This window comes from Caulobacter sp. B11, from assembly GCF_002737765.1.
Lineage (GTDB): Bacteria > Pseudomonadota > Alphaproteobacteria > Caulobacterales > Caulobacteraceae > Caulobacter.
The window spans coordinates 1-11271 of the sequence record NZ_PEGG01000027.1; the positions used below are offsets into that span (position 1 = coordinate 1).

The window sequence follows — 11271 nt, forward strand, 5'->3', positions numbered from 1 at the left end:
CGCTCCGCCGCCTCCCCAACTCGCCGGTGAAAATCGGCGAGGCCGCCAACCCGTGTCTAGCCCTTCGGCGTCACCCGCACGGCCACATTGTCGGGCGTGCCATTGCCGCCGCGACAGGCGGCCGGCTTGAACGCCAGGTCCAGGCAGACCCAGACCTCGGTCAGGCGATTGTCCTTCTTGACCCGCACGTTCAGGCCGTCGCGGGTCAGGCCGCGATTGCGCTTGAGGAAGGCGTCGCGCACCTGGCCGGCGGTCATCCAGTCGCCGGGACCGGGCTTGAGGTCGGGCACGTTGAGGGTCTCGCGCACCGCCCGGGCCTTGGCGAAATAGGCCTCGGGCGTGGCCCATTCGCAGGTGCCGTGCGCCTGCCACTCATGCTGCAGCAGCCAGGGCGAGGGGGTCATGCACAGATTGGCCTTCACCGTCCTGAGGCTGATCTGGGCGCCGGGCTTGCAGTAGCGGGGGTGGACGCGATCGGGACCGTTGGGCCACAGGCCGTGCACGGTGAAGCCAAAACGGTTGGCCTGGCACTGGATGGCCTTGTCCGACTCGGCGATGCCCGACCGGCAGGCCTCGGGCGACCAGTAGAGGGCCAGCAGATAGGCGGCGGTCGGGATGTCGGTATGGATCTCGTCGGCCGGCGGAACCTCGACCGGGGCCGGGGTCACCTGACGCGGCACGGCGCAGGCCTTCAGACCGGCGGCCTGGGCGACGCTCGCCAGACTCAGGGCGGCGAAGGCGGCGGCGAGGGCGATCCTGGACGACATGGGCGGGGCTCCGAAACTGGCGGCGATTTGCGTGGGGACGACCTAGATCGTCAAGTCAGGGGTTGATCGGTTTGGAGTATGCCGTTTGGCTGCCGCAATAATTTCCGCCTCCCCGGCGAAGGCCGGGGCCCAGATTCAGCCTGAGCCTCTTGGGTTGATGCGCCTCCCGCCCCAGCCGGATCACCGCCGCCCGGGGGTTCGACCTGGGCCCCGGCCTTCGCCGGGGAAACGGCATTTCAGGTGACTGAGCCGATCAGAGCCCTACCGCCCGCTCTCGGTCGCCATCCGCACCGCCAGCCCGCCCAGCACCGTGGCCATCAGCCAGCGCTGGACCAGGGCGAAGCCGGGGCGGCCGGCCAGGAACAGGGCGATGGTCCCGGCCCCCAGGCAGAACAGGCTGTTGATCGTCAGGCTGACGGCGATCTGGGTCGCGCCCAGCACCAGGGACTGGCCCATCACCCCGCCGCGGGCCGGGTCGATAAACTGCGGCAGCAGCGACAGATAGAGCATGGCCGCCTTGGGGTTCAGCAGATTGGTCAGGAAGCCCATGCTGATCAGCCGGCGGGCCGAATCCTGGGGCAGGTCGCGCACCTGGAACGGCGAGCGGCCCCCCGGCCGGATCGCCGACCAGGCCAGCCAGGCCAGGTACAGGGCCCCGGCGATCTTGAGGATCTCATAGGCGATCGGAGCGGCCATCAGCAGGGCGGTGATGCCGAACGCCGCGCAGACCAGATAGACCACGAAGCCCGCCGCCGTGCCGATCAGCGAGACGATGCCGGCCATCGGCCCCTGGCTGATCGAGCGGCTGACCAGATACAGCATGTTGGGGCCCGGGGTCAGGGCCATGCCCAGGCAGAGCAGGGCGAAGGCGATCAGGGTCGTGGCCTGGGGCATGGCGATCTCCGGCGAGATCACCGCCTGTGCGCCGGGTCTCGCCGCGCCGCAACCCCAAAGGCCGGCGGCTTTTGGAAAACCGGCCATCAAGTGCTATATCGGGCCCTCCCGTCACACCCCCGCCCCCGGACCGCCCCTTGAGCGTCACCCTCGACCTGTCGCGCGTCTCCGGCGCGGCCCCCGCCGTCCCGGCCCCGATCAACCTGTCGGGCCTGACCCGCGCCCAGATGGTCGCGGTTCTGACCGAGTCCGGCGTCGTCGAGCACGGCAAGGCCAAGATGCGGGCCACCCAGGTGTTCCGCTGGCTGCACCATCGCGGCGTCACCGATTTCGCCCAGATGACCGATGTCGCCAAGGAGACCCGGGCCCGGCTGGCCGAGCGGTTCAGCGTCTCGCGGCCCGAGATCGTCGAGCGCCAGGTCTCCAAGGACGGCACCCGCAAGTGGCTGATCCGCATGGGCCCCGGCATCGAGGTCGAGACCGTCTATATCCCCTCGGTCGGCCGCGCCGGGGCTTTGTGCGTCTCCAGCCAGGTCGGCTGCACCCTGAACTGCAGCTTCTGCCACACCGGCACCCAGGCCCTGGTGCGCAACCTGACCGCCGCCGAGATCGTCGCCCAGGTGCAGATCGCCAAGGACGACCTGGCCGAATGGCCGTCGGACAAGGACGACCGCCTGCTGAGCAACATCGTGTTCATGGGCATGGGCGAGCCGCTCTACAATCTGGGTTCGGTGGCCGACGCCATCGACATCATCAGCGACAACGAGGGCATCGCCATCTCGCGGCGGCGGATCACGGTGTCGACCTCGGGCGTCGTGCCGCAGCTGCAGGCCCTGGGCGAGAAGACCCAGGCCATGCTGGCCATCAGCCTGCACGCCACCAACGACGCCCTGCGCGACGTGCTGGTGCCGCTGAACAAGAAGTACCCGCTGGCCCAGCTGATGGCCGGCATCCGCGCCTATCCCGGCCTCAGCAACGCCCGCCGGGTGACGTTCGAATATGTGATGCTCAAGGGCGTCAATGACAGCCTCGACGAGGCCCGCGCCCTGGTGAAGCTGATCAAGGGCCTGCCGGCCAAGGTCAATCTGATCCCGTTCAATCCCTGGCCGGGCAGCGACTATCAGTGCTCCGACTGGGCGACCATCGAGGCCTTCGGCGCGATCCTCAACAAGGCCGGCTATTCCTCGCCGATCCGCACGCCCCGGGGCCGCGACATCCTGGCCGCCTGCGGCCAGCTGAAGAGCGAGAGCGAAAAGGTCCGCGCCTCGGCCCTGCGCCAGCTGTCCATGGCCGCCATGGCCGGCGTGCTGGATGATGACGATGATGGGGACGAGGCGGCCTAAGGCGCGCGACGGGCGCCCCTGCCAGGCGATCCCTCTACGCAAGGCGCGGCGAGCCTGCTAGGTCTTGCAAGGTCCAATTCGGGGTTCACCATCTCCATGCCGTCACAGCTCCAGTCGCCCGAGATCCAGGCCTTCGCCCAGGGCTTTCCGGTCACCCTGATGCATGCGGGGGTCACCCTGTTCATGCTGATCCTGGGCGCCACCCTCTACGCCATGCTGACCCCGCATCGCGAGATCAAGCTGATCCGCGAGGGCAACGCCGCCGCCGCACTGTCGCTGGGCGGGGTGCTGGTCGGCCTGGCCATCCCGCTGGGCGTGTCGCTGACCGCCTCGACCTCGGTGATCGAGATCGTCATCTGGGGCGCGGCGACCATCGCCATCCAGCTTCTGGTGTTCCGGATCACCGACGTGATCCTGACCGGCCTGCCCGAGCGCATCCACGAGGGCGAGGTGGCCGCGGCCGCCCTGCTGGTCGGGGCCAAGATCGCCACCGCCCTGATCCTCGCCGCCGCCGTGGCCGGCTGACGGAGCCCGGCGCGGAGCCCCTAGCGTGCAGTTTCCCAGGCTTCCCGATTGGCTGGTTTACGGAGCGGTGGTCGCCGCCCTGCTGGTCGTGGCCGTCGGTCGCCAGGAGCGCTCCGACGCGCCGCCGCCGCCGCCGCCTGTGCCGGGCGGCGAAGGCTTGCCGCTGGGCCCGTCCTCGCCCTTCGACCCCTCGATCGTCGTCCAGGTGCCCGACCAGACCACCCCGGGGGTCGGCACGGCCTTCTCGGTGGATGACGGCGGCACCTGGCTGACCGCCCGCCACGTGGTCGAGGGCTGCAAGAACGCCGCCATCGTCGTGGCCGACGGTCGCGGCGTGGCCGCCAAGATCACCCTGGACCCGCACGGCGACGCCGCCATCCTGACCACAGAGGGCGGCGCTCCGGCCGTGCCGCTGGGCCTGGACCGGCCGCTGCGGCGCGGCGACCGCGCCTTCCATCCGGGCTTCCCCCAGGGCCATCCCGGCGAGGCCGCCTCGCGGCTGCTGGGGCGTGAGAATCTTGTCGTCCGCGGTCGGGGCGCGCGCACCGAGCCGGTGCTGGTCTGGGCCGAGGTCGGTCGCACCGACAGCCTCAAGGGCACCCTGGCCGGCCTGTCCGGCGCCCCGGCCCTCGACAGCGCCGGCCGGGTGATCGGGGTCACGGTCGCCGAAAGCCCCCGCCGGGGCCGCATCTACACCACCGCGCCGGAAACCCTGCGCACACTGCTGGGCGAGAACCGCCGCCGCACCGCCTCCTTCGCCATGGGCGAGGCGATCACCACCGAGAACTATGGCCGCGTCGCCGACGGCCTGCGCCGCGACCTGCGCGTGGCCCAGGTGGTTTGCCTGGGGATCTAGGCTGCCGCCTCTTCCGCCGCCGCCTTGCCGATATTCCCCTGCCGCGCCGCGACCAGGAACGACAGGGCGATGGCCGCCACGCCGATCACCGCCGTATAGAGGAAGAAGGCCGTATAGCCCGCCGCCATGGCCGGGGCGCTGACGCCCAGCTTGGCGCCGGCGGCGGTGAAGCTTTCCGGCGGCAGTCGGGTGAACAGGCCTTTGAGGGCCCCGATCGGTCCGCCGGCCTCGGCCGCGATCGCCGAGGCCTCGACGATGCGCCCCGATTGCGAGGCGATCAGCTTGCCCGGCAGGGCGTAGAGCGACGAGAACAGCGCGTATTGGGTGGCCGTGAACCCGGCCGAGGTCAGGCTGGACATGTAGGCGATCAGGGCCGTGCCGGCGACGCCGCCGGCGATGTTGTCGATACAGATGGCCGCGAACAGCACGCCGGTATCGTGGCCGCTCATGGCCAGCCAGGCGAAGACCAGATTGCTGATCGGCTGGGCGAAGGCGCCGACGATCAGGGCCCTCATCAGGCCGAACCGCGCCACCACAACCCCGCCCAGGAACACGCCGGCCATCGAGGCGATGATGCCGAACACCTTGCGGATCTCGGCGATCTCGGTCAGCGAAAAGCCCATGTCGCGATAGAACGGGTTCATGATGTTGAGCACGAAGTCCGAGACCCGATAGACGCAGATGGTCGCCAGGATCAGGCCGGCCACGCCCGAGAAGCGGGTCAAGAACTCCTTGAGCGGCGAATAGAGCGCCGTTGACAGATAGACGCCCGGCTTGGTCGGCACCTTGGGGATCGGCCAGGCCGCGACCACGATCACGCCCAGTCCGGCCAGGACCCCGACCAGCTGCAGCCAGACGCCGTTGGGCTTGGCCTTCCAGGCCGCCTCCAGGGCCTCGCCGCCGACGAAGTTCGACAACAGGCCGGCGTCCCCCGACAGGCCCGAGCCGACCAGCAGGGCCCCGACCAGCAGGATGGCCAGCCGCATGAGCCACTCGGCGATCTCCAGAGCCTTGGGCTGGGTGACGCCCTCGGTATGGATCGGACGGATCTGGTGGGCCTGTTCGCGCGGCGCCATCAGGGTGGAGAACACCCCCACCGACATGGCCGCCGCCATGGCCAGGTACGAGATATTCCAGCCGAAGCGCTCGGCCAGCAGTAGCGGCACGGCCCCGGCCATGATCATCGCCCCGCGATAGCCCCACTGCACGGCCACGGCCATCTGGCCCTGACGCTCGGTGTCGACCACCTCGATGCGCCAGGCGTCGATGACGATGTCCTGGCTGGCGGTGGCGAAGCCGACCATCACCGCGACGGCGGCCATCAGGGGAAGATTGGCGGCCGGATCGATCCCCGAAATCAGCAGCAGGCCGCCGATGATCACCGCCTGGCAGACCAGCATCCAGGCGCGGCGATGGCCGACGAGCTCATGCAGGACCGGCACCTTGGTGCGGTCGATCAGCGGGGCCCAGAGAAACTTGAACGAGAAGCTGAGGGTCGCCAGGCTGAAGAAACCGATCACCGCCAGCGACAGGCCGGCGTCCCGCAGCCACAGCGACAGGGTGTCGAAGATCAGCATGTAGGGCAGGCCGGAGCTGAACCCTAGGCCCAGCATCACCAGGCTGCGTCGCTCGCCGAAGAAGGCCAGGGTCTGCAGAAGGGTCTTTTTCGGCGCCGCCCCGTCTGGCGCGGACTTGGGCTGGTCGGTCATGCGGTGGGTCCCCTTGCGGGGCGCCCCGCTTAGCCGGCGACCTTGGCGCGCGTCGTGGCTTTCGTCCAGCCGGGCGCGGCCCAGCGGACCAGGACATCGCGCAGGGCGGCCTGGGTCAGGGGCTTGACCAGGAAGTCGTCCATGCCCGCCGCCAGGCAGGCGCGGCGATCCTCGTCGAAGGCGTCGGCGGTCAGGGCGACGATCGGGGTGACCACGCCGCGCTCGCGCAGGGCCTGGGTGGCTTCGATGCCGTTCAGGCCCGGCATGCGCAGGTCCATCAGGATCAGATCATAGGTCCCCTGGGCCAGGGCATTGACGGCCTCGGAGCCGCTGGCGATGCGGTCGACCTTGCAGCCTTCCCGCTCCAGCAGGGCGCGGGCCAGCAGGGCGTTGATCGGGTTGTCCTCGGCCAGCAGCACCCGCGAGCCCGGCGCGGCGGCCGGGGCGATGCGATCGTCCTCGGGCGAGGCCTGGACCGGGGCGACGGGGTGGGGCTGGTCGGCGGCCCGGGCCTCGAGCACCTGGGCGACCAGGGAGGCGCGACGCAGGGGCTTGATCAGATAGCCGCTGAAGCCGGCGCCGCGCAGGGCCGGGATCCGGTCGCGCTGGTCGGGTGTCAGCAGGATGACGGTGGGATGGTCGCGGGGCGGCGACGCGTCAGCGTCGGTCAGGGCGGCGTCGAGCAGCAGCACCGCGCCCGCCGGGGCCTGGGCCAGGGCCGTGGCGACATCGGCCCCGACCAGGGCGACGCCGCCGCTGGCCCGCACCTGGCGGGCGGCGGCCTGGCGGACGGTGAGATTGGGCGAGGCGATCGCCACGCAGCGGCCGGCCAGGGGCTGGGCCTGGGGCGGGGCGGGAAGGGTGGCGAAGCGGGCCTCGAACCAGAAGTCGGCGCCTTCGCCGACCGCGCCGCCGACCCCGGCCGACCCGTCCATGGCCGCGGCCAGGCGCGCGACGATGGCCAGGCCCAGGCCCGCGCCGCCCAGCTGGGCCTGGTGCGAGGGATCGGTCTGGACGAAGGCCTCGAAGATCCGGGCCCGGGCTTCCAGGGCGACGCCGGGTCCGGTGTCGGACACCGTGAAGCGCAGGGCGCCCGACGCCGTCAGCTCGGCGCTCAGCAGCACGCCGCCGGTCTGGGTGAACTTGATGGCGTTGCCGGCATAGTTCAGCAGCACCTGGCGCAGGCGGCCCTCGTCGGCCATTACGGCGGGCAGGTCGGGCGCGGCGGCCCAGGCGATCTCGATGGCCTTTTCGTGGGCCCGCGGGCTGAGCAGCTCGGCCACCTGGCGCAGCAGATTCTCGACATCGACCGGGGCGGGATGCAGCTCGATCGTCGTGGCGCCCAGCCGCGCGAAATCGAGAACGTCATTGACCAGGCTGAGCAGGTGATCGCCGCTCTCGCGCAGGGCGGCCACATAGGCGCTCTGCTCGGCGGTCAGGTGCGTGCCCTCCAGCAGACGGGCCATGCCCAGCACGCCGTTCAGGGGGGTGCGGAACTCATGGCTCAGGGTGGCCAGTTGCTCGGGGGTGACGCCAGTCGCGGTCGGGGTCTTGCTCATGGACGGCGAGCCTAGCGCCCACGCCTTAACGGGCGGTCAAATCCACGCCGGAAAGGCGCGGCACGGCGTCCTCGCCGACCAGGGCGGTGCGGCGATGGGCCAGGGCCTCGGCGACATGCAGGCGACGGACGCTCGGGGCGCCCTCCAGGTCGGCGATGGTGCGGGCCAGGCGCAGGGTGCGGGTCCAGCCGCGGGCGCTGATCTGGCCGGCCTCGGCGGCGCGGGCCAGCAGGCTGCGGCCGGCCTCGTCGAGATCGGCGATCTGGTCGAGAAAGCGGCCCTCGGCCCGACCGTTCAGCACGTCGATCCCGCCGGGCGTGGCGGCCAGCGCGGCGGCGCGATCGGCCTGCAACTGGCGGGCCCGGGCCACCCGTACGGCGACCTCGGCGGTGCCCTCGGCGGGCGGCGGCAGGGCCAGATCGGCGGCGGTGACGGCGGGCATGTCGACGGCCAGGTCGATACGGTCCATCAGCGGACCCGAGACCCGGCCCTGATAGTCGCGCTGGCAGCGCGGGGCCTTGCCGCAGGCCCCGCGTCCGGCCCCGCCGTGACCGCAGCGACAGGGGTTCATGGCGGCGATCAGCTGCACCCGGGCGGGATAGCGAACATGGGCGTTGGCGCGGGCCACCATCACCTCGCCGGTTTCCAGCGGGCCGCGCAGGCTGTCCAGGGCCTGGACGCCGAACTCCGGCAATTCGTCCAGGAACAGCACGCCGTTATGAGCCAGGGACACCTCGCCGGGCTTGGCCTTCAGGCCGCCGCCGGTCAGGGCGGCCATGCTGGCGCTGTGGTGCGGGGCGCGATAGGGCCTTGCCCGGGTCAGGGTTCCCTTGGCGATCAGGCCGGCCACCGAATGGACCATCGAGGTCTCCAGCAGCTCGGCCGAGGTCAGGGGCGGCAGCAGGCCCGGCAGGCGTTGGGCCAGCATCGACTTGCCCGAGCCCGGCGGGCCCACGAACAGCAGGTTGTGGCCGCCGGCGGCGGTGATCTCCAGGGCCCGCTTGGCGTGCTCCTGGCCCTTGACGTCGCGCAGGTCTCGGGGGCTTTCGCCCTCGACCACCGGGCCGGGCGCCGGGGCCGTCAGGATCTGCAGGCCACGAAAATGGTTGATCAGCGAAACCAGGGAGCGCGGGGCCAGGATCCGCGTGCCGCCGGCCCAGGCCGCCTCGGGCCCGCAGGCCTCGGGACAGATCAGGCCCAGACCCATGGCCCCCGCCGCCATGGCGGCGGGCAGGGCGCCGGCGGTGGGGGCGATGCGGCCGTCCAGGGACAGCTCGCCCATGGCCGCCCAGTCATCCAGGGCGTCGAGCGGGATCACCCCCATGGCCGCCATCACCGCCAGGGCGATGGGGAGGTCATAGTGCGAGCCCTCCTTGGGCAGGTCGGCCGGGGCCAGGTTGGCGACGATGCGCTTGCCCGGCAGGGCCAGGCCCAGGCCCGCGAAGGCGCCGCGCACCCGCTCGCGGCTTTCGGCCACCGCCTTGTCGCCCAGACCCACCAGCATGAACAGGTTCTGACCGGTGGTCAGCTGCACCTCGACGTCGACGCGACGCGCCTCGACCCCTTCGAACGCAACCGTTACGACCCTGGCGGCCATGCTCGCGTCTCTGTGCAGCTACACTTATCCACAATCGAACCATGACCGTGGGGGCGCAGCAAGAACGAAAAACGAACGTTTCAGGAAAACACCGAGCGACGAATCCCCAGGCCGCAACGGATCAGCGCGGCGCGGCGCGGAGGGTCTCGATACGGTCCCACAACGCCGCCGAGGCGTCGGCCCCGCCGAAGCGCTTGAGTTGCTGGGCCCCGGTCGGCGAGGTGACATTGATCTCGGTGAGATACTCGCCGATCACGTCGATGCCGACGAACAGCAGGCCCCGGCGCTTCAGCTCCGGGGCGATGATGGCGCAGAGCTCCAGATCGCGGGCGGTCAGCTCCACCGCCTCGGCCCGGCCCCCGACCCGCAGGTTGGAGCGCACCTGTCCGGCCGCCGGCACGCGGTTGATCGCGCCGACGGGCTCGCCATCGACCAGCAGCACGCGCTTGTCGCCCTTGCTGACGGCCGGCACGAACTTCTGGGCGATGACCTGCTCTCGGCCGATCATGGCGTGCAGTTCCAGCAGGGCGTCGAGGTTGGGATCGTCGGCCAGCAGCCGCGCCACGCCCGAGCCGCCGCCGCCGTAGAGCGGCTTGAGCACGATGTCGCCGTGCCGGGCGCGGAAGTCGTAGATCGCCTCATGGTCGCTGGTGATCAGGGTCGGCGGCTGCACGCCGGGAAAGTCGGTGACGAAAAGCTTCTCGGGCGCGTTGCGCACCTCGGCCGGATTGTTGACCACCAGGGTGTGGGGGTGGATCTTCTCGAGGAAGTGGGTGGCGGTGATATAGGCCATGTCGAACGGCGGATCCTGGCGCATCAGCACCACGTCGATGTCGTCCTTCATGTCGATCAGCACGCTGTCGCCCAGTTCGGCATGGGCGCCCTGGGTCGCCGTCAGCACCAGGGACTGGGCGCGGGCGAAGACCCGGCCGTCCTCCATCGACAGCTTGTCGGGCGTATAGACCCACAGGCGGTGACCCCGGGCCTGGGCTTCCATCATCATCTGGAAGGTGGTGTCGGTGTCGATATTGATCCCCAGCACGGGATCCATCTGGACGGCGACTCTCAACGACATGGACGACTCCGGATCAGCTTGGCGCGGCGACGGAAGACGCCCCGCGCCGCGACTGCCTAGTTAAGGCCGCGACCGCCCGAATGCGAGGGGTGAGTTGGGGCCGGGGTCGCCCCGCGCGGCCGGCGCGCTGAATAGACCTAATCCGGCTCGTCCGGCGTCGTCAGGTCGGCGGCGTCGAAGTCGTAGTCCAGCAGGTCCCCGGGACGGCAGTCCAGCGCCGCGCAGAGGCGGGCCAGGGTGCGGAAGCGGATGCCCTTCACCTTGCCCGACCGGAACAGCGACAGCTGGGTCTCGCTCAGGCCCACCTCCTGGGCGAGGTCGCGCGCCTTGAGGCCCTTAGCGACGATCAGGGCGTCCAGGGTGATGCGGATGGGCATCAGATCATCTCGTCGAGTTCGGCCTGGACCGCCAGCGCCTGATCCATGACCCGCCCCAGCAGGAAGAGCGCGCCGCCGATCATGCCCAGAGTCATGCCGGCCACGTCGAAGTGCAGGTAGCCGCCTCGGGTCTGCTCGACCAGCCGCATCAGGTTGGAAACCAAGAAGACGCTGGCCACGCCGCCGACGCCCAGGGCGATCCCGACCCGCCGCAGGGCGGAGGGCAGGGTCGCCTGAATGAGCCGGCCCTTGGCCAGCTCCCCCATGGCCTGACCGATCGACCAGACGCCCAGCAGGTAGCAGGCGGCCGGCAGGTTGCCGATCGTCACGGAAAGGATCTTGGCCGGCGCGATCTCGGCCTTGTGCAGCAGGACCAGCAGCAGGGGCGCGATCCAGGTCATCAGCGCCAGAAGCACCCCGACACTGATCACCATGAACCTCGCCAGCCAGCGGAATTGGCCGCACTTGCGGCGGAAAAGGTCGATGTCGCTGCGGCTCATGGGTCCTCCAATCCTGTCTTGTCTTTAATCTTGACTTAAAGACCCAGGCTCCGCAACTTTATATCTGAC

Annotated in this window: 11 protein-coding genes; 3 read left to right on the plus strand and 8 right to left on the minus strand. The window is 70.5% G+C overall.

The features are described from left to right. Nucleotides 1-56 precede the first annotated feature (56 nt). The gene (locus tag CSW58_RS01965) at nt 57-767 is read right to left on the minus strand and encodes a ribonuclease T2 (RefSeq protein ID WP_099446103.1); all 711 of its coding nucleotides are present in this window, start codon (nt 765-767) and stop codon (nt 57-59) included. Nucleotides 768-1028: 261 nt separating this feature from the next. Continuing rightward, entirely contained in the window at nt 1029-1661 is a 633-nt protein-coding gene (locus CSW58_RS01970) for a LysE family translocator (protein ID WP_099446113.1), read from the minus strand. A gap of 137 nt (nt 1662-1798) precedes the next feature. On the opposite strand from CSW58_RS01970, the gene rlmN reads away from it, so the two are divergent. The 3 genes from rlmN to CSW58_RS01985 all read left to right on the plus strand — a co-directional run bounded on the left by rlmN (nt 1799) and on the right by CSW58_RS01985 (nt 4385). Further along, nucleotides 1799-3004, plus strand: coding sequence for a 23S rRNA (adenine(2503)-C(2))-methyltransferase RlmN (gene rlmN, locus CSW58_RS01975; RefSeq protein WP_099446104.1), 1206 nt, complete (start codon nt 1799-1801; stop codon nt 3002-3004). 96 nt (nt 3005-3100) lie between these two features. Beyond that, nucleotides 3101-3529, plus strand: a complete 429-nt coding sequence (locus CSW58_RS01980) for a DUF350 domain-containing protein (RefSeq protein ID WP_099446105.1) — start codon at nt 3101-3103, stop codon at nt 3527-3529. 25 nt (nt 3530-3554) lie between these two features. Further along, nucleotides 3555-4385, plus strand: coding sequence for a serine protease (locus tag CSW58_RS01985; protein WP_099446106.1), 831 nt, complete (start codon nt 3555-3557; stop codon nt 4383-4385). Here the strand turns inward: CSW58_RS01985 and CSW58_RS01990 are convergent. The 6 genes from CSW58_RS01990 to CSW58_RS02015 form a co-directional block, all read right to left on the minus strand. After that, nucleotides 4382-6094 carry an MFS transporter gene (locus CSW58_RS01990; RefSeq protein ID WP_099446107.1) on the minus strand — a complete coding sequence of 571 codons (1713 nt, stop codon included), beginning with the start codon at nt 6092-6094 and terminating at the stop codon, nt 4382-4384. The two genes, CSW58_RS01985 and CSW58_RS01990, sit on opposite strands and share 4 nt — an antisense overlap. A 29-nt stretch (nt 6095-6123) precedes the next feature. Beyond that, a complete protein-coding gene (locus CSW58_RS01995; RefSeq protein WP_099446108.1) occupies nt 6124-7653 on the minus strand; it encodes a response regulator in 1530 nt (509 codons plus the stop codon). A 25-nt stretch (nt 7654-7678) separates the two neighbouring features. Then, nucleotides 7679-9250, minus strand: coding sequence for a YifB family Mg chelatase-like AAA ATPase (locus tag CSW58_RS02000; protein ID WP_099446109.1), 1572 nt, complete (start codon nt 9248-9250; stop codon nt 7679-7681). Between the two features lie 121 nt (nt 9251-9371). After that, nucleotides 9372-10325, minus strand: a complete 954-nt coding sequence (gshB, locus tag CSW58_RS02005; RefSeq protein WP_099446110.1) for a glutathione synthase — start codon at nt 10323-10325, stop codon at nt 9372-9374. A 137-nt stretch (nt 10326-10462) separates the two neighbouring features. Further along, complete coding sequence (locus CSW58_RS02010; protein WP_099446111.1) at nt 10463-10702, minus strand: helix-turn-helix transcriptional regulator; 240 nt, start codon at nt 10700-10702, stop codon at nt 10463-10465. After that, on the minus strand, nt 10702-11202 hold the full coding sequence (locus CSW58_RS02015) for a DUF2975 domain-containing protein (protein WP_099446112.1): 501 nt from the start codon (nt 11200-11202) through the stop codon (nt 10702-10704). Before CSW58_RS02015 ends, CSW58_RS02010 begins: the two co-directional genes overlap by 1 nt. Nucleotides 11203-11271 lie beyond the last annotated feature (69 nt).